The sequence below is a fragment of the Arthrobacter sp. P1_H7 genome (genome assembly GCF_056405215.1).
Window position 1 is genome coordinate 1 of the sequence record NZ_JBFUCO010000011.1, and the last position, 21,508, is coordinate 21,508.

19 protein-coding genes and 1 tRNA gene are annotated in these 21,508 nt (G+C 67.5%); 14 read left to right on the forward strand and 6 right to left on the reverse strand.

Features of this window, described 5'->3' with window-relative positions; genetic code table 11:
* Positions 1–142 precede the first annotated feature (142 nt).
* Positions 143–412, reverse strand: a complete 270-nt coding sequence (locus AC1DXI_RS12190) for a hypothetical protein (RefSeq protein WP_476938844.1) — start codon at positions 410–412, stop codon at positions 143–145.
* A gap of 241 nt (positions 413–653) precedes the next feature.
* On the opposite strand from AC1DXI_RS12190, the gene AC1DXI_RS12195 reads away from it, so the two are divergent.
* The 4 genes from AC1DXI_RS12195 to AC1DXI_RS12210 all read left to right on the forward strand — a co-directional run bounded on the left by AC1DXI_RS12195 (position 654) and on the right by AC1DXI_RS12210 (position 6,374).
* Entirely contained in the window at positions 654–2,171 is a 1,518-nt protein-coding gene (locus AC1DXI_RS12195) for a CYTH and CHAD domain-containing protein (RefSeq protein WP_476938845.1), read from the forward strand.
* A 29-nt stretch (positions 2,172–2,200) separates the two neighbouring features.
* Complete coding sequence (locus AC1DXI_RS12200) at positions 2,201–3,343, forward strand: AI-2E family transporter (RefSeq protein WP_476938846.1); 1,143 nt, start codon at positions 2,201–2,203, stop codon at positions 3,341–3,343.
* 121 nt (positions 3,344–3,464) lie between these two features.
* The gene (locus AC1DXI_RS12205; protein WP_476938847.1) at positions 3,465–5,444 is read left to right on the forward strand and encodes an APC family permease; all 1,980 of its coding nucleotides are present in this window, start codon (positions 3,465–3,467) and stop codon (positions 5,442–5,444) included.
* 147 nt (positions 5,445–5,591) lie between these two features.
* Positions 5,592–6,374 (forward strand): hypothetical protein, encoded by a 783-nt coding sequence (locus AC1DXI_RS12210; RefSeq protein WP_476938848.1) that lies wholly within the window; start codon positions 5,592–5,594, stop codon positions 6,372–6,374.
* Between the two features lie 65 nt (positions 6,375–6,439).
* Here the strand turns inward: AC1DXI_RS12210 and AC1DXI_RS12215 are convergent.
* Positions 6,440–6,522: transfer RNA gene (locus tag AC1DXI_RS12215), tRNA-Leu, on the reverse strand.
* Positions 6,523–6,686: 164 nt separating this feature from the next.
* Between AC1DXI_RS12215 and AC1DXI_RS12220 the strand changes: the two genes are divergently transcribed.
* Positions 6,687–8,003 (forward strand): M20/M25/M40 family metallo-hydrolase, encoded by a 1,317-nt coding sequence (locus tag AC1DXI_RS12220; RefSeq protein WP_476938849.1) that lies wholly within the window; start codon positions 6,687–6,689, stop codon positions 8,001–8,003.
* Between the two features lie 16 nt (positions 8,004–8,019).
* Positions 8,020–9,183, forward strand: coding sequence for an acyl-CoA dehydrogenase family protein (locus tag AC1DXI_RS12225; protein ID WP_476938850.1), 1,164 nt, complete (start codon positions 8,020–8,022; stop codon positions 9,181–9,183).
* A gap of 73 nt (positions 9,184–9,256) precedes the next feature.
* On the opposite strand, the gene AC1DXI_RS12230 is transcribed toward AC1DXI_RS12225, so the two are convergent.
* The gene (locus tag AC1DXI_RS12230) at positions 9,257–9,490 is read right to left on the reverse strand and encodes a DUF5703 family protein (RefSeq protein ID WP_018772920.1); all 234 of its coding nucleotides are present in this window, start codon (positions 9,488–9,490) and stop codon (positions 9,257–9,259) included.
* 39 nt (positions 9,491–9,529) lie between these two features.
* On the opposite strand from AC1DXI_RS12230, the gene AC1DXI_RS12235 reads away from it, so the two are divergent.
* Complete coding sequence (locus tag AC1DXI_RS12235; RefSeq protein WP_018772919.1) at positions 9,530–9,802, forward strand: hypothetical protein; 273 nt, start codon at positions 9,530–9,532, stop codon at positions 9,800–9,802.
* 29 nt (positions 9,803–9,831) lie between these two features.
* On the opposite strand, the gene AC1DXI_RS12240 is transcribed toward AC1DXI_RS12235, so the two are convergent.
* A complete protein-coding gene (locus AC1DXI_RS12240; RefSeq protein WP_476938851.1) occupies positions 9,832–10,767 on the reverse strand; it encodes an aldo/keto reductase in 936 nt (311 codons plus the stop codon).
* Positions 10,768–10,817: 50 nt separating this feature from the next.
* Between AC1DXI_RS12240 and AC1DXI_RS12245 the strand changes: the two genes are divergently transcribed.
* On the forward strand, positions 10,818–11,651 hold the full coding sequence (locus AC1DXI_RS12245; protein ID WP_476938852.1) for an undecaprenyl-diphosphate phosphatase: 834 nt from the start codon (positions 10,818–10,820) through the stop codon (positions 11,649–11,651).
* 15 nt (positions 11,652–11,666) lie between these two features.
* Positions 11,667–12,947, forward strand: coding sequence for a cysteine--1-D-myo-inosityl 2-amino-2-deoxy-alpha-D-glucopyranoside ligase (mshC, locus tag AC1DXI_RS12250; protein ID WP_476938853.1), 1,281 nt, complete (start codon positions 11,667–11,669; stop codon positions 12,945–12,947).
* Positions 12,948–12,956: 9 nt separating this feature from the next.
* On the opposite strand, the gene AC1DXI_RS12255 is transcribed toward mshC, so the two are convergent.
* Positions 12,957–13,475, reverse strand: a complete 519-nt coding sequence (locus tag AC1DXI_RS12255) for a DUF1269 domain-containing protein (protein WP_079549661.1) — start codon at positions 13,473–13,475, stop codon at positions 12,957–12,959.
* A 163-nt stretch (positions 13,476–13,638) separates the two neighbouring features.
* Positions 13,639–14,544, reverse strand: coding sequence for a PAC2 family protein (locus AC1DXI_RS12260; protein WP_018772914.1), 906 nt, complete (start codon positions 14,542–14,544; stop codon positions 13,639–13,641).
* A 153-nt stretch (positions 14,545–14,697) separates the two neighbouring features.
* Here AC1DXI_RS12260 and AC1DXI_RS12265 point away from each other — a divergent pair, with 153 nt between their 5' ends.
* From AC1DXI_RS12265 to dop, 5 genes are all read left to right on the forward strand, one after another.
* Positions 14,698–15,495 carry an HAD family hydrolase gene (locus AC1DXI_RS12265; protein WP_476938854.1) on the forward strand — a complete coding sequence of 266 codons (798 nt, stop codon included), beginning with the start codon at positions 14,698–14,700 and terminating at the stop codon, positions 15,493–15,495.
* Positions 15,488–16,675 carry a site-2 protease family protein gene (locus tag AC1DXI_RS12270; RefSeq protein WP_476938855.1) on the forward strand — a complete coding sequence of 396 codons (1,188 nt, stop codon included), beginning with the start codon at positions 15,488–15,490 and terminating at the stop codon, positions 16,673–16,675. The genes AC1DXI_RS12265 and AC1DXI_RS12270 overlap by 8 nt, the downstream gene beginning before the upstream one ends.
* 101 nt (positions 16,676–16,776) lie before the next feature.
* Positions 16,777–17,868, forward strand: a complete 1,092-nt coding sequence (locus tag AC1DXI_RS12275) for a tRNA (adenine-N1)-methyltransferase (protein WP_476938856.1) — start codon at positions 16,777–16,779, stop codon at positions 17,866–17,868.
* An 84-nt stretch (positions 17,869–17,952) separates the two neighbouring features.
* Positions 17,953–19,764: a proteasome ATPase gene (gene arc / locus AC1DXI_RS12280; protein ID WP_476938857.1), complete on the forward strand. Its 1,812-nt coding sequence runs from the start codon at positions 17,953–17,955 to the stop codon at positions 19,762–19,764.
* Positions 19,761–21,434, forward strand: a complete 1,674-nt coding sequence (gene dop / locus AC1DXI_RS12285) for a depupylase/deamidase Dop (RefSeq protein ID WP_476938858.1) — start codon at positions 19,761–19,763, stop codon at positions 21,432–21,434. Before arc ends, dop begins: the two co-directional genes overlap by 4 nt.
* The last annotated feature ends 74 nt before the right edge of the window (positions 21,435–21,508 follow it).

Genomic DNA, 21,508 nt, shown 5'->3' on the forward strand with positions numbered 1-21,508 from the left:
GCATAAGTCAGCGTGGGCGCCCCCGGAACCACACCGGCCCAGCCACCAAACCGCCGCCTCCACAAACACCTCAGAACGCCCGCCAGACACACGGGGCGAACCGTCATGCCCGGGGCATGCACTTGACACGACCTATAGCCAGCTAGGGCTGGGCCTCGACGAGGATGACCAGGGTCTCGGGCAGTACCCCGTCGTAGGCCATCGCCTCGCCCATGACGTCATTTTGCATCGCGGCCATGAGGGCATCCACATCAGGGACATCCATCATCACTGCGACTTGCGTCGGGTTCCCGGGGTTGACGAACGTACGAATGTTGGTGATCCCCAGTGGGCCGAACACCTCTTCGCGCTTCGGCGAGGCAAGCCAATGATCCTTGTCCTTGACATCGTGGTGGCCGATTATGGTTGGCATGGCGGTCCTCTCGCAGGGGGCCAGCGGTCCGCCGGCCCACTGCTCCGAAAGTTACTCGCCGCCGCATGCCCGGGCAAGTCTATTTTCCGGCCGCATCCCGCCGCACCTGGGTGTCTCCTGGAGGGCCGAGCCCCTGTCCAGCACGGCCGCCCGTCCTCGACACCCGGTTCCCGTGACAATCTCCTGCGATAGGGGCCTTTGGGCACACGCCGGGCGCGGGTGGGAGTTCCTAGAATGAAGCATGGCCGCCGACGCGATCGAGGTGGAACACAAGTACAGCCCTTCGGAATCCGACGCCCTCCCGCCACTGGCATCAATCCCGGGGGTGGATCGCGCCGGGCAATCCGCAAATGAAATGCTGGACGCCGTCTATTTTGATACCAAAGCTCTGGCGTTGGCCGCGCAGCGGATCACGCTGCGCCGACGGTCCGGCGGTCCGGATGACGGATGGCACCTCAAACTCCCGGCCGCCGCGGGGGAGCGCCGGGAGATACGGGAGCCGCTTGGCGGCGAGCAGGATGCCGTGCCGGAAAATCTGCGGCAGCTGGTGCTCGTCCACACCCGCAGCCACGCGCTGGTGCCGGTTGCACGCATCAGGACCAGCCGGAGGTTGACGCCGTTGTACGCCGCCGACGGCGCCGTCCTTGCCCACTTCAGCGACGACCGTGTTGAGGCTCAATCCCTGCTAACCCCCGCACAACCGTCGCGGTGGCGGGAATGGGAGCTGGAACTCGCCGACGGCCCCCGACGGCTGCTCCAGGACGCTGACGCTCTGTTCGCCGCAGAGGGAGTCACCGCCGCCGCCCTCCCGTCCAAGCTCGCCCGGGCGCTCGGACCGGACTATCCGGAGAATCCCGGCACGGCACCAAGGCCGAACCGGAGCGGGACCGCTTCGGACGTCATGCTCTCGTACGTATCCCAACAGGTACGCGCCGTGAAGCTGCACGATCCTCGCGTCCGGGTCGATGCGCCCGATGCCGTGCATCAATTCCGGGTGGCCGCGCGCCGGTTACGGTCGGCACTGGCCACCTTCCGAAAGCTCACAGATACGATGTCGGCCAGGTTCCTTCGGGGCGAGCTCCAGTGGCTCGCCGGCACTGTGGGCCAGGCCCGGGACGCCGAGGTCATCCGCGCCCGGCTGAAGGACATGATCAGTGCCGAACCTCCGGAGCTGTTGATCGGACCAATTGCGCAGCAGATCCAGGAGCACCTCGGCACCGTCCAGCAACAGGGCCGTGCCGCCGGCCTGGCGGCGCTGGACAGCACCCGCTACTTCCGCCTCCTCGATGCCCTCGATGCCTTCCTTGCGGTACCTCCGCTGAGCGCCTGTGCGGGCAATGATGCGCTGGAGACGGTTGGCCGGCTCGTCTCAGCGGAACGAAAACGCCTCAAGGCGGCGGTCCGGTCCCTGGATGGCGGCGCAAGCGGGACCCCGCAGGATGCCGCATTGCATGAAGTTCGAAAGAGCGCCAAGCGGCTGCGCTATGCCGCCGAGGCGGCTACCCCCATCTTCGGCACTCAAGCAACAAACCTTGCCCGGGCCGCGGAGGGCATCCAGGAGATACTCGGAGACTTCCAGGACAGCGTCGTCACCCGGGCAACCCTGCTGGTGCTGGCGCGGCAGGCCGCGGACGGCCCCGGCAACGGATTTACCTACGGGCGCCTGCATGCCCTGGAACAGCAGCGCGGCAACGAAGCCCGCTTGCGGTTCTACGACGCGTGGCAACAGTCCAGGCCAAAACCCCTGCGCTGGACCTAGTCGCCGCGTCCGAACGCCGGGAGAAACCCATGATCGAACCACGCAGCGGAATGCCGGCCATCTGGTCGGACGGACTGGGCCGAGCGAGCATCCGCTCCGTCCAGGTCCTCGCCGTGTCCGCCCTCGCGTGGGCGATCATCTGGGCCGCCAGCCACATCCCGCTCGTCATCATCCCGGTCCTGATCGCCGTAATCCTTGCCGCGGCAATCTCCCCGCTGGTCCGCTGGCTCACGGGGCACGCCTGGCCTCGCGCCCTCGCGGTGGTTGCCTCGTTCGTGGCCATTCTCGCCGTTTTCGGCAGCATCATCGCCGGCATCGTCATTCTGGTCTCCAACCAGTGGGGCGAGCTTACGGCCCGCGCCACTGCCGGGGTCGAACAACTGCACTCATTCCTGAACCACGGACCTGTCCCTGTCAGCGACCAACAGATCACCGCCCTCACGGACTCGGTGCGGGAGTTCTTCACCTCGAGCACGTTCGGTGCAGAAGCCCTCACCGGTGCCCGCACCGTGGTGGAGATCTTCACCGGCGGGGTGCTGATGGCGGTCACCCTGTTCTTTTTCCTCAAGGACGGGCCCGAGATCCGGGCCTTCCTCATTGGCATGCTGCCCGCTGACCACCGCGCCAGGGCACACCTGGCGGCGGACCGCAGTACCGTCGTCCTGGGCGGGTATGTCCGCGGCACCGCCATGGTGGCCGCGGTTGACGGTCTCGTCGTCGGGGTCACCCTCGCCATCATGGGAGTGCCGCTGGCCCTGCCGCTGGGCGTGTTCATCTTTATTGGCGGATTCATCCCGATCGTCGGCGCCACCGTCGCGGGCACCCTTGCCATTGCCGTCACGCTGGTCTCCAACGGACTGGCCCAGGCGCTCATCGTTGTGGCCGTGGTCATCGGGGTGAACCAGCTCGAACACCACTTCCTGCAGCCGGTCCTGATGGGCAAAGTCCTCAGCATCCACGGCCTGGCGATCCTGCTCGTCCTGGCGGCCGGCACCATACTCGCCGGCATTGTCGGCGCGCTGCTGGCCGTGCCGGTCACTGCCGTCACCTGGACCGTCGTCAAGACATGGTCCGGCAAGGACCCGCTGCCCGGGCCGGAGCTGCCCGGGCCGGAGCTGCCCGGGCCCGAGCGGCCCGGGCCCGAGCCGCTGCCCGGACCTGAGCCGCGGTAGGCTCGCCGTTCCGGACGCTGCCTGCAGCTGACGGCCGGCACTGGGGGCCGGCACTACAATTGACCGGTTCCTACGACTTGCTCCTGCCCGGCAGACGCCCGGCCACCGACAGAGAGATCCGATGCAGACCACTTCTGACCACGCCGTCCCGGCCCAAGTTGACCTGAAGCAGGCCGACCGCCCGGACCGCAAGCCCCTGGTCCGCTGGCTACTGGCCAACCAGGTCGCACCCGCCGGCCCCGAAGCCGAGGAAGATCACAAGCCCAACGCCTGGTGGAAGGTCATGTGTCTGACCGGCGTCGACTATTTCTCGACCTTGTCCTACCTTCCGGGCATCGCGGCCCTGGCCGCCGGTGCCCTGTCGCCGCTGGCCACCCTGCTCATCGTGGCCCTGACGCTGCTGGGCATGCTGCCCATGTACCGCCGGGTCGCGCAGGAGAGCCCGCACGGGCAGGGCTCGGTTGCCATGCTGGAGAAGCTGCTCCCGTTCTGGCGCGGCAAGTTCTTCGTGCTGCTGCTGCTCGGGTTCGTTGCGACCTCGTGGATCATCACCATCACGCTCTCGGGGGCCGACGCGACGGTGCACCTGCTGGAGAATCCGATCGTCCCGGAGGGCTTGAAAGGCAGTGCCGTGATCATCACGGTGATCCTGCTGCTGATTCTGGGCGGGGTGTTCCTGCTCGGCTTCAACGAGGCGGTGGGCGTCGCCATTCCGCTCGTGGCCGTCTACCTGCTCCTGAACGCCGCCGTCGTCGCTGCAGGATTCGCACATGTTCTCTCCGAACCGTCCCTGATCGCCGGCTGGACCGATCGGCTGTTCGCCAGCGCCGGGGGCGGCCCCATGGACCTGATCGGGCCTGCCGTCATCGCTTTCCCGCTGCTGGTCCTGGGCCTCTCCGGGTTCGAGACCGGCGTTTCCATGATGCCGCTGATCAAGGCCACCGGCGACAGCCCGGAGCAGGTCATGGCGTCCCGGGTCAGGAACACCCGCAAGCTGCTCACCACGGCGGCGGCCATCATGAGCGTCTACCTGATGTCCACCAGCTTCCTCACCACGGTCATGATCCCGGCCAAGGAGTTCGAGGAGGGCGGACAGGCCAACGGCCGTGCCCTGGCGTTCCTCGCCCACGACCTGTTCGGCGCCGGGTTCGGCACCGTTTACGACATTTCCAGCGCCCTGATCCTCTGGTTCGCCGGGGCCTCCGCCATGGCCGGGCTCATCAACATCGTGCCCCGGTACCTGCCGGCCTACGGCATGGCACCGGAATGGGGCCGGGCGGTCCGCCCGGTCGTGATCGTCTACACCGTGCTGAGCGTCGGCATCACCATCGCCTTCAACGCCGACGTCAACGCCCAGGCAGGCGCCTACGCCACCGGCATCCTGGCCATGATGGTCTCCGGAGCCGTCGCCGTGACGGTCTCCGCAATCCGCCGGCACAGCCGGGCCGGCACCATCGGCTTCGGTGTGCTGACCCTGGTCCTGCTGTACGCACTGGGCGCCAACGTCATCGAAAAGCCTGACGGCATTGCGATCTCGGCGTTCTTCATCGCCGGCATCATCGTCGTCTCGCTCATCTCCCGGGTGCAGCGCACCACCGAACTGCGGCTGGAAACCATCGAGTTCGACGAGGCAGCCCGGCAGTTCATCACCGATTCGATTGCCTTCGACGGTCAATTGAACGTCATCGCCAACAAACGCCAGGCCGGTGACAAGGCTGAGTACGCGGACAAGGAGTACGAACAGCGCGGGCTGAACCCGGTCCCGGGCCCGGCGGATGTCATCTTCCTGGAGGTCGAAATCTCCGACCCTTCGGCGTTCAGCCACACGCTCCGGGTCGAAGGCGTCGAAGTGGACGGCTACCGGGTCCTGCGGGTGAAGTCGCCGGCCGTGCCGAACGCGATCGCAGCGGTCCTGCTGGCCATGCGTGACTCGACCGGCACGAAGCCCCAGTGCTATTTCGAGTGGTCCGAGGGCAACCCCGTCGGCCACCTCATGCGGTACCTGTTCCTGGGCGAGGGCGACACCGCGCCTTTGGTGCGCGAAATCCTCCGCGACACCGAGCCCAACCAAGCACTCCGGCCATCCATCCACGTGGGCTAGGCACAGCGCACGATAACCACCACGAACAGCCCCGCCGGGACTCCGGCGGGGCTGTTCGCATGATGTGGCCTGTACCTGAACGCACACCCGGCGGGCGGCCGGCTCACCATTTCGGGAGCTGGTCCGGTTAAAGTGCAGGACACCAGGGTGGACCATCGCGGCGGCATCGCTGATGCTGGCCACAGGCTGCGCACAAGGTCCCGGACAGGCAGCGCCAGCCGGAAGCGCATCGACGGATTCCCCGGCCCAGGCAGCGGCGCCCGGCACCTCTTCGCCGGCAAGCCCGGCAGCGGCCAGCCAGACCCCTTCGGACCAAATCCAGTCGGGCCAAGCCGCCGGCGGCAGCCTTCAGGTCAACACCATCCCCCTGGCGGCAGTAACCTCGATGTCGAGGCGAGACTGCCGATTAACGGCTACTGGGCAGGGCCCGGCCAGGAGATCACCTACGACGCCCCATCCTCCCTGGGCACCATCGGCACATACGAATGGGACCTGGACGGGGACGGGACCTTCGACAAGACCACAACGTCGCCAGTCCTCAAACACGCCTACCCCGCGACGTTCGAAGGTCAGATGATCTTGCGGGTCTCGAGCCCGCTCGGCAGCACCAACGTTCTGAAGACCCCGGTCCACATCGGCTCTGTCGGTCCCTGGGGTGTCCGGCCGGCGCCACCGGCCACCGTCAAAGCCGAGGTCGTCTCCGCGGACGGCACGCACGTCAAGGTCACCTGGGAGGCCGATGACCCGACGGCTGATTCCTGGGCGGTAGCCGTCAACGGCGTCCCCGTTGGCCGCATCGAAAAGTCTGCCCGCTCCGTCACGGTCACCGACATCCGGCGCAGCAAGGACGTCCTCCTGGAAATTTTCGGCATCACCGCCGACGGCAAGGTTGGCGAACGCGCAGGAACAACGCTGCCGGCCGCCAAATGAGGGAAGCCGTTCGCTACAACAGAAAAAAACCCCTGGAATCCTTGGATTCCAGGGGTTTTCCCTTGTGCGCGGAGGGGGACTTGAACCCCCACCCCCTTTCGAGGACTAGCACCTCAAGCTAGCGCGTCTGCCATTCCGCCACCCGCGCAGGTGGTAATTCCGAGTTCGTTTCGCCTTTCAGCGTTTTGCTTTTCTCGGAAGCAGCGAGAAAGACTCTAGCACGACTTTTCCGGAAACAAATAATCGGGGTCCGCGGGGGTGGTGTGGGTAGGCTGAAGCAAGCAATTGAGCCACCCGCCACGAGGAGCCGCTATGACTGACAACCGGACCGAGACCAGGCCTGAGGACGAGGTCGTCAGGATCTGCCAGGAGCTGATCCGGATCGACACGTCCAACTACGGCGACGGCTCCGGCCCCGGTGAACGCGCGGCCGCCGAATACACCGCCGGGCTCATGGCCGAAGTCGGGCTGGACGCCGAAATCTTCGAAGCGGCCCCCGGCCGCGCCAGCGTGGTCACCCGGTTGGCGGGGGAGGACCCCTCCGCCAGCGCCCTGGTGGTCCACGGCCACCTGGACGTCGTCCCGGCCCTGCGAGAGCAGTGGTCGGTTGACCCCTTCGGAGCGGAATTGAAGGACGGCCTGATCTGGGGACGCGGCGCCGTGGACATGAAGGACATGGACGCCATGATCCTGTCCGTGCTGCGCAACTTCGCCCGCACGGGACGCAAGCCCAAGCGCGACCTCATCTTCGCGTTCTTCGCCGACGAGGAAGCCGGCGGCACCTACGGCGCCCGCTACGCCGTCGAAAAGCGGCCCGAACTCTTTGAAGGCGCCACGGAGGCGATCTCCGAAGTCGGCGGATTCTCCGCCACCATCGGCGGCCAGCGCACCTATCTGCTCCAGACGGCGGAAAAGGGCCTCTCCTGGCTCCGCCTTGTTGCCCACGGCCGCGCAGGCCACGGCTCCCAGATCAACACCGACAACGCCGTGACCAGGCTTGCCGGCGCGGTTTCCCGGATTGGTGCCTACAACTGGCCGATCGAGCTCACGCCCACCACCCGGCAGTTCCTCGACGGCGTCACCGAACTCACCGGGGTCGAATTCGATCCCGATGACCCGGACAAGATCCTCAAGGAACTCGGCACGGTGGCCCGCTTCGTCGGCGCCACACTGCAGAACACCACCAACCCCACCCTCCTCAAAGGCGGCTACAAGCACAACGTCATTCCGGAATCGGCCGAGGCCCTCATCGACTGCCGGACCCTGCCCGGGCAGGAACAGCAGGTGCTGGAAATCGTGCGCGAACTCGCCGGCGCCGGCGTGGACATCAGCTACGTGCACAACGACGTCTCGCTGGAGGTGCCGTTCGCCGGCAACCTCGTCGATTCGATGATCGATGCCCTGCACTCCGAGGATCCGGGCGCCAAGGTACTGCCATACACGCTCTCCGGCGGCACGGACAACAAGTCCCTGAGCCGGCTCGGCATCACCGGCTACGGCTTCGCCCCGTTGATGCTTCCGGACGAGCTCGACTTCACCGGCATGTTCCACGGCGTCGACGAACGGGTCCCGGCGGACTCCCTGAAATTCGGTGCGCGGGTGCTGGACACCCTGCTCACCAACTACTGAGCGGACACCGCCTGCCATGACGCCCGAGGACATCCTCAGCGGGCCGCTGCTGGAACGGATCCGCGGCCGCGCCGCCGGCTACGACCGCGACAACGCCTTCTTCCACGAGGACCTCGCGGACCTCACGGCGGCCGGCTACCTGAAAATCTTCGTCCCCGCGGTCGACGGCGGACTCGGACTTGGGCTGGCGGAAGCGGCGCAACTGCAACGCCGGCTGGCGACCGCGGCGCCGGCGACGGCGCTGGCCGTCAACATGCACCTGGTGTGGACCGGCGTCGCCCAGGTCCTTGCCGCCCGCGGTGACTCCTCGCTGGATTTCATCCTCCAGGAAGCGGCGCAGGGTGAGGTCTTCGCCTTCGGCAATTCGGAGGCCGGCAACGACTCCGTGCTGTTCGATTCCCGCACGGAGGCCGTCCCGCTGCCCGGTGGCGGCTACAGCTTCACCGGCCGCAAGATCTTCACCAGCCTGTCACCGGCATGGACCCGGCTGGGGATCTTCGGGAAGGACTCCAACGCCGCGGACGGCGCCGGGGAACTGGTCCACGGGTTCATCACCCGGGAAACCCCCGGTTACGAGATCCTGCCCGACTGGGACACGCTCGGCATGCGGGCCAGCCAGTCCAACACGACCGTCCTGGACGGCGCCGTAGTGCCCGCCGAACGGATCTTCCGGAAACTGCCGGTGGGCCCGAACGCCGACCCCCTGATCTTCGCGATCTTCGCCTGCTTCGAGACCCTCCTCGCCGCGGTGTACACGGGAATCGGCGAACGGGCCCTCACGCTCGGGGTGGAAGCGGTGCAGCGCCGGACATCGTTCAAGAACGGCGGCCGCAGTTACGCCCAGGACCCGGACATCCGCTGGAAGGTGGCAGAGGCGGCGATGGCCATGGATGCGCTCTACCCGCAGCTGTCCCGGGTGGCGGCCGACGTCGACGACCTCGCGGACCACGGCAGCCAATGGTTCCCCCGGCTCGTGGGGCTCAAGGTCCGGGCCACGGAAACGGCGCGCACCGTGGTGGACCTCGCCATCCGGGTGTCCGGCGGCTCCAGCTACTTCCGCGGCTCGGAGCTGGAGCGGCTGTACCGGGACGTGCTCGCCGGCATGTTCCACCCCTCAGATGACGAGTCGGCGCACAATACCGTGGCGAACGCCTGGCTGGGCCCGCTGGAGACAGCCTAGGGCGGCCCCGGACTCCCTGCGGCGTTCGCGGCTGCCGATCCCGGCCGATGCGCGGCCGGGGTCCGCGGGCGGCTTAGACGGTGCGCTGGACCTGGATGACTTTCCGGCGCAACCAGAAACGCCGCCCGCCGCCCACGTAAAGGCGGCTGCGTTCCAGTTCCCATTTGCCGTACTCGGAATGCTCCACGAGCCGGCGGCGGGCCTCGGGGAGCGAATCCTCAGGACCGACCGTCAGCACGAGGTACTCGTACTGCTTCACATAGTCCCGTTCCCGCCGGACCGAGCTGCTCAGAAAATGTTCTTTCATTGCTCTCCATTTTCGTCTTTTTCCGACTAACGTGAAGTCATGAGCATCGATCCGCGTGTCGCGCTTCAGTCCCTGACCTCTGCACTGGAAGAACACCTGGCGGCGGCCTCCGCCCGCAGAAGTGACGGGGATCCCGCGGTCGAGGCGGCGTTCTTCGCCGTTGCCGATGCCTTTGAAGTCTACGACGATGCGCTGTATGAGGCGTATGGGGAAGTGACGCCGCTCGAAGTGATCGACGGCGACGAAGACGACGACGAAGACGATGTCGACGACGAAGAGGACCTCGAGATCCTGCAGAATTCGGAGAACTAGGGGGACCTGCGGATCTCCGGGGACCGCCCTCAGCCGGGGTCGGACACGTCTTCGAGCGCCTGCGCGATCTCCGGCGGCAGCGGCGCGAGCGCCGAATCCAGGATTTCCTTGAGCTGAACCGGTGTCCGGGGGCCGACGACGGCGGTTGCGACGCCTTGCTGGGACAGGAGCCAGCTCAGCGACACATCCAGGGCGGTCCGGCCGAGCCCCTTCGCCGCCATGGCGACGGCCTCCACCACGCTTGACGCCGGTCCCTCGAGATAGGGTTCCACGTACGTCGCCAGCCGCTGGTTCGCGGCGCGGGAATCAGCCGGGATGTGGCCGCGGTATTTGCCGCTCAGGACGCCGCGTCCCATCGGAGCCCAGGCCATCAGGCCCAGCCCCGCGTCCTCGATGGCCGGAATCAGCTCAATCTCCGCGTTGCGCTGCAGGAGCGAGTACTCGGACTGGTTGGCCACGAGGGGGAAGCCGGCGATCGCGGCGGCCTTTGCGGTCTGCCAGCCGTTGAAGTTGGAGACGCCGGCGTAACGCGCCCGGCCGGACCGCACTGCGTGGTCCAGCGCGGACAGGGTTTCCTCCAGCGGAACATTCGAATCCCAGGCGTGCGCGAACCAGAGATCCACGTAATCGGTTCCCAGCCGGGCAAGGCTCGCGTCCAGCCCGGAGAGCATCCCGTTGCGGGAGGTGTCGACGCTGCGGCGCCCATCCGACGTCGTCAGTCCGGCCTTCGTGGAGATCACCACTTCGGAGCGCGCCACGACGTCGCCCAGTATTCCGCCGAGCATCGCCTCGGCCTGCCCGTCGGCGTAGGACGCCGCCGTATCGATCAGGGTTCCGCCGGCATCGACGAAGGACCGCACCAGGGCGGCGGCATCCTGTTCCTCGGTTTCCCTGGCCCAGGACATGGTGCCAAGGGATAGGGCGGACACGCGCAACCCACTGTTGCCGACATAACGCTGCTGCATGTCAGCTAGCTTACGGGGTCGGGCTGCTTCGTAACGTAGGGTCTATAAACGTGAACTGGATACAAGCGGCTCTGTTGGGCCTGGTACAGGGGCTGACCGAGTTCCTCCCGATTTCCTCGAGCGCCCATCTGCGGATTGTCGGCGCCTTCCTCCCGGAAGCGTCCGATCCCGGCGCCGCCTTCACGGCCATCACGCAGCTGGGCACCGAGACGGCGGTGATCGTCTATTTCTGGCGCGACATCCTGCGGATCATCCGGGCCTGGGCCGGTTCGCTGACCGGCAAGGTGTCCCGGCACGACCCGGATGCGCGCATGGGCTGGCTCGTGATCCTCGGCAGCATCCCGATCATCGTCCTGGGCCTGCTGTTCCAGGACCAGATTGAATCGGTACTGCGCAGCCTGTGGGGCGTCGCGACGATGCTGATTGTCTTCGGCATGGTCCTCGCGGTGGCCGACACCATCGGCCGGCAGGACCGCGAACTGACGCAGCTGACCTACAAACACGGCCTCTACTATGGACTCGCGCAGGCCCTGGCCCTTTTCCCCGGCGTGTCCCGCTCCGGCGGCACGATCAGCGCCGGGCTCCTGATGGGCTACACCCGTGAGGCGGCGGCCCGCTACTCGTTCCTGCTGGCCATCCCCGCCGTGTTCGGCAGCGGCCTGTACCAGCTGTACAAGGTGGTCTCCAAGGAAGGCATCACCGGCCCGTACGGTCTCCCGGAAACGGCCCTGGCCACCGTGATCGCCTTCATTGTGGGCTACGTCATCATCGGCTGGTTCCTGAAATACGTCTCCACCCGCGGCTACCGGCTCTTCGTCTGGTACCGGATCATCCTGGGAATGTCTCTGTTCCTGCTGCTCGGTTTCAATGTCATCAGCGCCTAGCACTAGGCTTGGGCTGTGAAATCCTGGATCTCCCGCCCTGTTGCCCAGCTCCCCGGCAGCATGCCCGCCCTGCGCCTCTTCGACACCGCCAAGGGCGGAATCGTCACCCTGGAGGCCACGGGTGAGCAGTCCATGTATGTCTGCGGCATCACTCCCTATGACGCCACGCACATGGGCCACGCGGCCAGCTATGTCGCCTTCGACCTCCTCAACCGCGCGTGGAGGGACGGCGGGCAGCAAGTCGCCTACGTCCAGAACGTCACCGACGTCGACGACCCCCTGCTGGAGCGCGCCACGGCCACCGGCGTCGACTGGCGCGATCTCGCCGCGAGCCAAATCGAGCTCTTCCAGACCGACATGGAGGCCCTGAACGTCCTCGCCCCGGACCACTACATCGGTGCCGTCGAGGCCGTTCCCCTGATCGTTCCAGCCATCGAGCGCCTCCTGCGCAACGGACTCGCGTACCGCATCCCCGGCACCGGCGGCGAGCCCGACGGCGACGTCTACTACGACGTCGAAGCCGCCGGGAAGCACTCGACGGACGACGTCGACGCCTGGACCCTGGGATCCATTTCCGGACTCTCCGACGCCGAAATGCTGGAACTCTTCGCCGAACGCGGCGGCGACCCTGGCCGGGCCGGGAAGCGCCAGGCGCTGGATCCGCTGCTCTGGCGGGTTGCCCGCGAGGGCGAGCCCAGCTGGCCCGGCGGCGAACTGGGGGAGGGCCGGCCCGGCTGGCACGTCGAATGCACCGTGATCGCCCAGGAGTACCTGCCCAAACCGTTCACCGTCCAGGGCGGCGGCTCGGACCTTATTTTCCCGCACCACGAAATGGGTGCCGGCCACGCGTACTCACTGGCCGGCGTGCCGCTGGCCCGCCACTTCGCGCACGCGGGCATGGTGGGCCTCGACGGGGAGAAGATGAGCAAGTCCAAGGGCAACCTTGTCCTGGTTTCCAGGCTCCGCGCTGACGGGGAAGAGCCTGCCGCGATCCGCCTCGCGATCCTGGCCCACCACTACCGCACGGACTGGTCCTGGACCGACGCCGGGTTCGCGGAGGCCAAAGACCGGCTCCGCACCTGGCGCGAGGCCCTCGCCGTGGCCCCCGAAGGCTCCGCGGCGGCCCTGATCGGCCGGCTGCGGACCGAACTCGCCAACGACCTGAACGCACCCGGCGCACTCGCTGCCGTCGACGCCTGGGCCAAGTCCGCCCTGGCCGCCCCGGGGGAGGCCTCAGCCACGGACGCCGCGCTGGTGAGCGACGCCGTCAACGCCCTGCTCGGCGTCGAAATCTAAGGCAAACGGTCAGGACGAAGCGGCTTCGATGATCTTCTCGTCGCCCTCGTTCACGGCCTTGACGACGGCGTCGTAGTCACCACTTTCCACAGCCTTGCTGACCTTCTTGGTGGCCTTGCTGATCGCCTTGTCGACGCGGTCGAGGTAGAGGTCGTCGACGATGGCAACGATCGCCGAGGAGCCCGGCGGCAGAAACTCCTCCGCGTTGACGCCGATGGACTTCTCCTCGTGGCGCTTCCTGATGGCACCCACGCCTGCGCCGATTCCGGCACCGATCACGCCGGACAGCAGCAGTGGCGGAGCGAACAGTCCGACCACCAGCCCGCCGACTGCGCCGGCCGTGGTGCCGCCGGCGACCAGTCCGCCGCCGTGCTCCTTGACCTCGGTCTTGCCCGAGGAGTCACGCGAGAGGACGACCGCAGCCGCCACGGCCGCGTCGTCCATGCCCTTGATCGCCTTGAAATCCTCTGCCGCCGAGCCCTCGTCGGCGTACGACGACACGAACAAAATGTAGTTGTGATCTGTCATGGTGTGCCCTCCACTGAGTTCTTGGCCGGCGCTGCGGCCAGGTCCAACTCTTGCCGCGACAGGCGCAGGCCGGCAGGGTCATAAGACTCTGGTCCGGGGGACAACCCCCGATGGGAAAGTGGGTAGGCAACCGGTCCGGCTGCCGCCGTGAGGCAGAGGCGGGCTAGGGCTTGTCCTTGCCCCGGCGCTTGAGGTAGCGCTCAAATTCGCGGGCGATCGATTCACCGCTGGCTTCCGGCAGATCGGCGGTGTCCTTGGCCTCCTCCAGCTGGCGCACATACGCGGCAATTTCCGGGTCCTCTGTCGCGAGCTCGTCCACGCCGCGCTCCCACGCGTCGGCCTCCTCGACCAGTTCCGTGGTGTCCAGCGGGACCTGGAGCAGCTCTTCGACCCGGTGCAGCAGGGCCAGCTGCGCCTTCGGCGACGGGGCCTGGGCCACATAGTGCGGCACGGCCGCCCAGAGCGACACGGTCGGGAGCCCGGCCAGCAGTGCCACCTCGCCGAGCACGCCCACAATTCCCACCGGGCCCTCGTACTGCGAGGCCTCCAGGTCCATCCGCTCACGCAGCGCGGCGTCGTCCGTGGAGGTGCTGACCGGAATGGGCCGGCTGTGCGGCACGTCAGCCAGCAGCGCACCGACCAGGATGACGTAGTCGACATGCAGGGCCTCGGCATGCACCAGCAGCTCCGCCGTGTAGGCACGCCACTTGTAGGACGGCTCGGTGCCCTGGACGAAGATGACGTCCACATTCGAGTCCGGGACGCTGGCCTTGAAGATCCGCGTCGAAGGCCACTTGATCTTCCGCTCACCGGCCGCCGTCCGGCGGATCGTGGGTCGGGTGAACTGGAAGTCGTAGTACTCGTCGGCGTCGATCGCCCCGACCTTCTTGCCGCCCCAGAGCTTGTTCAGGTAGCGCAGGGCATCGCTGGCGGCCTCCCCGGCGTCGTTCCAGCCTTCGAAGGCCGCGAGCATGACGGTGATGCGCCGGCCCTCGGGCACTGGCTGCAGCAGCCGCTCCGGCTCGGAGACGGCGCCTGGTTCGGTGGGGTCTGCCTCGAAGCTGTTCATGCCATCACCCTACGTCCAAGAACCCGCCGTGCGCAGGCAATCGCGCGCCAGGGAACCGCAAATTCCGCCCGGAATCCCGCGCTCGGGCGGACGGAATTCGCCGTAGGCGTAGCGCGGGCGCCCGGCCGCGGGCTTCCCCGTAGACTGGAAGGCATGCGATCCTCAGCTTCCCGGCCCCTCCTTAAGGCAGCGCTCTGGGACATGGATGGCACCATTGTCGACACCGAGCCCTACTGGATCGCAGCCGAACACGCACTCGTCGAAGCCCACGGCGGAGAATGGTCGCACGCACAGGCCATGCAGCTCGTGGGACAGTCCCTGATGTTTTCCGCGGGAATCCTGCAGGAAGCCGGCGTGGCGCTGGAACGGCGGGAGATCATCGACACCCTTACCGGCCACGTGATCAGCCAGGTCCGGACCTCCATTCCCTGGCGGCCCGGGGCCCGGGAACTGCTCGACGAACTGTATAACGCCGGCGTCCGCTGCGCCTTGGTCACCATGTCCGAGGCCCCGCTGGCCCGGGAGATCGTTGCGAGCCTGCCCGAGCCCTACTTCGAGTTCCTCGTCACGGGGGACACTGTCACCCAGGGCAAGCCGCACCCGGAGGCTTACCTCACGGCCGTTGAGCTCCTGCAGCAGCAGGATCCCGAACTCGGCCTGCATCACTGTGTCGCCCTGGAAGATTCCGTGCCGGGTGTCGCCGCCGCCGTGGCCTCCGGCGTCGTCACGGTCGCCATCCCGCACATCCTGCCTCTCCCGCACGATCCCCGCCGCGCCACCTGGGACACCCTGGAGGGCCGGACAGTCGCGGACCTGGAAGAGCTTGTCGCCCTGCGGCACGAATTCCCGGACGCCACGTTCGGTGCCGCAGCGGATGCCACCGGCCGCTTAGCGGCGGACCCGACCGCACTCTTGACGGCACTCTCGACCGCGGGTCACGTCCGTGGCTGACACCGGCAGCCAGGGACACCCCGGCAAGACGCCGGCCACCCGCCGGGAGGGGATCCCGCTCGGCCGCATTGCCGGCATTCCGGTGTTTCTGGCGTATTCCTGGTTCATCATCGCGGCCTTTACGGTGATCGCCTACGGGCCGGTCCTGCAGAGCAACAACCCGCGCCTCGGCGTCACCGCCTTCTTCGTCGCCTTCGCCTACGCGCTGCTGCTCCTGATCTCCGTGCTGGCCCACGAACTCGCGCACGCACTGACCGCGAAGCTGTTCAACTGGCCCACGGAGAAAATTGTCCTCAACCTCTGGGGCGGCCACACCCAGTTCCAGAGTTTCACGGCCACACCTGGCCGCTCCGTCCTGGTGGCAATGGCCGGCCCGGCCGCGAACTTCGTCCTTGCCGGTGCAGGCTGGCTCCCGCTCGCCTACGGGGACCTGAACGGCGTGGCCGATATCCTGGCCAACATCTTCGTCTGGGCCAACCTGCTGATCGGCATCTTCAACGTCCTTCCAGGCCTTCCGCTGGACGGGGGCCGGCTGGTCGAATCCGCCGTGTGGAAAGCCACCGGCAACCAGGAGAAGGGCACGATTGCCGCAGGCTGGGCGGGCCGGATCATCGTGATCGCCCTGGCCCTGTGGTTTATTGTCCTGCCCCTGGTCAGCGGCGCACGGCCGGATATTTCCTTCACCCTCATCACCGCCCTGGTGGGCAGCTTCCTGTGGATGGGGGCGTCGGCGTCGATCCAGCAGGCCCGCCTGCGGGGCCGCCTGTACCTCGTTGACGCCGCGGCCCTCGCCGAACCCGCCCTCGGCCTCCCGGAAACCGCCACGGTCGCGGACTTCCTGGACCGGGCGCCGGCAGGAACGCCCGCCGTGGTGCTGTGCGACCGGGACGGCCGTCCCGTGGCGATCGTCGACGCCCGCGCCGCAGCCACCGTGCCTGCCGGCTTGGCCGCAGCAACCGCCCTGACCGCCGTCTCATACCCCCTTGGCGCGGGCGCCTATGTCCCCGAATGGTCCAAGGGCCAGGAGCTGGTCCAGTACCTGGCCCAGCTCGAGGGCCAGGAGTACGCAGTGGTGAACCGCGAGGGTGCCGTCACCGGGCTGCTGCGCCAGTCCGCCGTCGTCCGGGCCATAACGGGCAAGTACCGGAACGAACGGCAGAACCAGGGCCAGAACCGGTAGAGTTACTGGGCGGTCGTGAATTTCCGGCCCCCACGCGCAAGGACCGGTGCCCGCCGGCATGTCCGCGGCCACACAGCTTTACAGGAGCGAGGAACATCTTCATGAGCAGCGACACCGCCGCAGGCACTAACACCGCCAACATCACCGCCGCCGCAGGCACTGACACTGCCGCGGGCACCACCGCCGCCGGCGCGAATGGTGCCACCGGCGCGGCGCGCCGCCGCGGACCGTTCCGCGAAGGCGAACGCGTCCAGCTCACGGACGAGCGCGGTCGCATGAACACGATCACCCTCGAAGTCGGCGGGGCTTTCCACACCCACCGGGGTTTCCTGAACCATGACGAGATCATCGGCAAGCCTGACGGCTCGGTGGTGGTCAACAACGTCGGGCAGCAGTACCAGACCCTGCGCCCGCTGCTTTCGGACTTCGTGCTCTCGATGCCGCGCGGCGCTGCCGTGGTCTACCCCAAGGACGCCGGCCAGATCGTGACCATGGCGGACATCTTCCCCGGCGCGCGCGTTGTCGAAGCCGGCGTCGGCTCGGGCGCCCTGTCCATCTCCCTGCTGCGCGCGGTGGGGGACAACGGATACCTGCATTCCTTCGAACGCCGCCAGGAGTTCGCGGACATCGCCCGCGGCAACGTCGAGACCATCTTCGGCGGCCCGCACCCGGCCTGGAAGATCTCCCTTGGCGACTTCCAGGAGCAAGTGGTGCGCACCGAGGAACCCGGCTCCGTCGACCGTGTGGTCCTGGACATGCTCGCGCCGTGGGAATGCCTCGACGCCGTAGCCACCGTCCTGGCCCCCGGCGGCGTGTGGATCAATTATGTCGCGACTGTGACGCAGCTTTCGCGGACAGCCGAAGCCATCCGCGCGGACGGACGATTCACCGAACCCGACGCGTGGGAATCCATGGTCCGCGGCTGGCATCTCGAAGGCCTGGCCGTCCGCCCGGACCACCGCATGGTCGCCCACACGGGCTTCCTGCTGGTAACCCGCCGGCTCGCCGACGGCGTCACGGGCATCTCGGTAAAGCGCCGCCCCTCCAAGACCGATTTTAACGAAGAAGACGTCAATGCCTGGACCCCGGGCGCTGTGGGCGAGCGTGCAGTCTCGGACAAAAAGCTGCGCCGCGCCGCCCGCGACGCAATCGCCGGAACAAACGTGGTCGACACCCCGGAGATAACGAACTAGGCAGCATATTTCGGATGTCTCCAGCGGCACCCGCCTTCTTAGGGCTATGGTCTTAACAGAAGAGCAGGAAGGGGCTGATGCACGATGGAGACTCCGAATACTGACCCGGGCCGCACACCGGCCGAGGACGCAGCGGAGGCTGCCGCTCGCACGGACGCGGCCCGCGCCGCAGCCGGCGACGGCGACCGCTATGCCGCCAATGAACTGTCCGTCGCCGAGCGGCAGGTCAACATCCTCCGGGACAAGCTCCGCCACATTGACCGCCAGCTTGCCGCCGCGACGCAGAACAACTCCAAACTGGTCAGCATGCTGGAAACGGCCAAGGCCGAGATCCTGCGGCTGAAGAACGCCCTCGACCAGGAGGGACAGCCGCCGTACAGCTTCGGCACCATCCTCCAGCTCAACCCGAAACGGCAGCCGACGGCCGGGAACAGCGGCCAGGCGGCCACGGAAGAATCCGTGGATATCTTCAACGCCGGCCGCAAGATGCGGGTGGGGATCAGCCCGCTGGTCAACATCAGCCAGCTCGCCGTCGGGCAGGAGGTCCTGCTCAACGAGGCCCTGATGGTGGTCGCCGGGCTCGGCTACGAGCGGGCCGGGGACCTCGTCACGCTCAAGGAACTGCTGGGGACGGACCGTGCCCTGGTGGTGGGCCGCGCCGACGAGGAGCGGGTCATCCGGCTCTCCGGCGCCCTGCTCGCCCAGCGGCTCCGGGTCGGCGACGCGCTGTCCATCGATTCCCGGACCGGGTACGCGCTGGAAAAGATCCCCCGCTCCGAGGTGGAGAACCTCGTGCTCGAGGAAGTCCCGGACATCACCTACCAGGACATCGGCGGACTGGGCCCGCAGATCGAACAGATCCGCGACGCCGTCGAACTGCCGTTCCTGCACCCGGACCTGTACCGGGAGCACGGGCTGAAGGCGCCCAAGGGCATCCTGCTGTACGGCCCGCCCGGCTGCGGCAAGACCCTGATCGCCAAGGCCGTGGCCAACTCGCTGGCCGCCCGGGCCGCCGAGCGCGCCGGCAAGACGGACATGAAGAGCTACTTCCTGAACATCAAGGGACCCGAGCTGCTCGATAAGTACGTCGGTGAGACCGAACGCCACATCCGCCTGATCTTTGCGCGCGCCCGGGAAAAGGCGTCCGAGGGCAGCCCGGTGGTGGTGTTCTTCGACGAAATGGACTCCCTGTTCCGCACCCGTGGCACCGGCATTTCCTCCGACGTCGAAACCACCATCGTCCCGCAGCTCCTCAGCGAGATCGACGGCGTCGAACGGCTGGACAACGTGATCGTGATCGGCGCCTCCAACCGGGAAGACATGATCGATCCGGCGATCCTGCGCCCGGGCCGCCTGGACGTCAAGGTGAAGATCCAGCGACCTGACGCCGAGGCCGCGGCGGACATCTTCAACAAATACATCACCACGGACCTGCCCTTCCACGAGACCGACCTCGCCGAACACAACGGCGACGTGCAGGCGACCGTGGACGCCATGGTCCAGCGCACCGTCGAGGCGATGTACTCCACCGAGAAGTCCAACGAATACCTCGAGGTCACGTACGCCAACGGCGACACCGAAATGCTCTACTTCAAGGACTTTAACTCCGGCGCCGTGGTGCAGAACGTCGTGGACCGGGCCAAGAAGTACGCCATCAAGGACCTGTTGACCATCGGCCAGAAGGGCCTGCGGATCGACCACCTGCTCCGGGCAGTCGTGGACGAGTTCCGTGAACACGAGGACATGCCCAACACCACCAACCCGGACGACTGGGCACGCATCTCCGGCAAGAAGGGCGAGCGCATCACGTACATCCGCACCATCGTCCAGGGCAAGGCCGGCCAGGAGCCCGGGAAGTCCATCGAGACCATGCCCAGCACGGGCCAGTACCTGTGACGGCTGTTGTCCCCGGCAAGCCCGCCGACACCGCGGGCGGGCTGCCGGTCGGCGGGGCGATGCGGGTGATGGGCTCGGAGACCGAATACGGCATCCACGCGCCCTCGGCCCCGGGAGCCAACGCCACGATGATGTCGGCCCGGGTCATCCAGGCGTACGCCCAGGTCACCCGGCAACGGGCCGCCGGCGGCGCCGAGACCCGGTGGGACTACACGGACGAGGAACCGCTGCACGACGCCCGCGGCTGGACCCTGGAACGCAGCAGCGCGGACCCGGAACAACTCACCGACCAGCCTCCCGTCCTCGACGCCGAGGCGATCGCCCTCGCCTACGGCCGGCAGGAACTCGAGGCCGACGGCCAGGACGAGTCCGGGACGCTGCTGATGAACATGGTGCTGGGCAACGGCGCACGGTTGTACGTGGACCACGCCCATCCGGAGTATTCCAGCCCCGAGGTGACCAACCCCCGCGCCGCCGTCACATGGGACGCCGCCGGCGACCTCGTGGCCCTGGCCGCGGTCCGGCGCCTCGCCGCCGATCCCGAACTGCCGCCGATCAACCTGTACAAGAACAACACGGACAACAAGTCGGTCTCCTACGGCTCGCATGAGAATTACCTGATGCCCCGCTCGGTGCCGTTCGGCGAGATCGTGCGCGGCCTCACGCCGTTTTTCATCACCCGGCAGATCATCTGCGGTGCCGGGCGGGTGGGCCTGGGGCAGGACAGCGCCCGGGCCGGCTACCAGATCAGCCAGCGCGCTGACTTCTTCGAAACCGAAGTAGGCCTGGAAACCACCATCCGGCGCCCCATCATCAACACCCGGGACGAACCCCACGCCACCGCGGACAAATACCGCAGGCTGCACGTCATCATCGGCGACGCCAACCTCAGCCAGGCGTCTAACTTCCTCAAGTTCGGCACCACCGCGATGGTCCTGAGCCTGATCGAGGCCGGGCTGGCGCCGCGGATTGAAGTCCACGAGCCCGTCGCCGCGCTGCAGGCCGTCAGTCACGACACCTCGCTCACCGGACTGCTGCGCCTGGGCGACGGCCGGCGGATCAGCGCCCTGGATCTCCAGTGGATCTATTTCGAGGCCGCCTCCAAGCACGCGCAGGACACCGGCGTCGCGGACGCCGTGGACGGTGACGGCCACACCCACGAGGTCCTGGAGCGGTGGTCCGCCACGCTGAGCGAGCTCGGCGGTGACCGGGCGGCGGCCTCGTCCTCGGTCGAGTGGCTCGCCAAACTCTCCCTGCTGGAGGGATACCGCCAGCGTGACGGCCTGGGCTGGGACAACGCGCGGCTTGGCCTCGTGGACCTGCAGTGGGCTGACATCCGCCCCGAAAAGGGGCTCTACTACCGGCTGCTGGCCCGTGACCGGATGCACCGAATCGTCGACGACGCCGCGATCGCGCGTGCGGTGACCGAACCGCCGTCGGACACGCGGGCGTACTTCCGCGGGCGCTGTGTCAGCAGGTTCGGAGCGGACCTCGCGGGGGCCAGCTGGGACTCGGTGATCTTCGATGTCCCCGGCCGCGGCAGGCTCCAGCGGGTCCCCACCCGCGAGCCGCTGCGCGGAACCGAAGCCCTCACCGGCGGCCTGTTTGCCCGGCACCGGGAGGCCGGGACCTTCCTGGCCGAACTGCTCGGACTCAGCCCCGGTTCCTGAAAACAAAGCCCCCCGCGGGCGCCCCGGGCGTGGCACTATTGCTACAGGATGTCCCTTACGAGAAAAGGGACGGA